Raw genomic sequence first — 619 nt, forward strand, 5'->3', positions numbered from 1 at the left:
AGGCACAGATTCAATTTTATGCTTCAGATGTATCTGATAAAATCAGGCTGGAGATTAATGGGATTTCAAATGTTGGAGAAACAGGTAGCCTGATCTATCAAACTGCGGATTCCCTATCAGATGATAATCAGACTACTGCATCATCAGTAGTTCAATCCAATATGTCAGGTGGTGATCCAAAATATATGACAACTGTATTGTTGCCCGATGGTTTACCGGCTGATTCTGAAAAGATTAGTTTTGCTGACAAAAATAGAAGTTCCATTGCTTCTACTGATGGATTGTCTAGTTCAGAAGATACAACCCTTAAGTCGAATAGTACAGAAGGACAAGTTATAAGTGGGATTGTAATGGATGCAAATACAAAAGAAACAATACCTAATGCAACTGTTTATTACGATCAGACTTTCGAAGGTACCACAACTGATCTGTATGGAAATTTCAAAATAAACAGGATTAAAGATAGGTCGCTTGTATTCAGTTCTATAGGATACTACTCTGCCTCAATTTCTGATTATTCGAGCTTAGAAGATTTAAAAATATTTTTAAAACCTAAGAATTATGAAGTTGGAGAGGTAACCGTTAATTCAGAATCACTTGAAAAGCAAAGGGCTAAAAA

1 protein-coding gene is annotated in these 619 nt (G+C 35.2%); it reads left to right on the top strand.

The genetic code is table 11. The features are described from left to right. Positions 1-619, top strand: a 619-nt coding sequence (locus KEM10_RS23995; RefSeq protein ID WP_212221004.1) for a carboxypeptidase-like regulatory domain-containing protein, incomplete at both ends; no start/stop codon positions are given.

This window comes from Carboxylicivirga linearis, from assembly GCF_018271995.1.
GTDB classification, from domain to species: Bacteria; Bacteroidota; Bacteroidia; order Bacteroidales; family Marinilabiliaceae; genus Carboxylicivirga; species Carboxylicivirga linearis.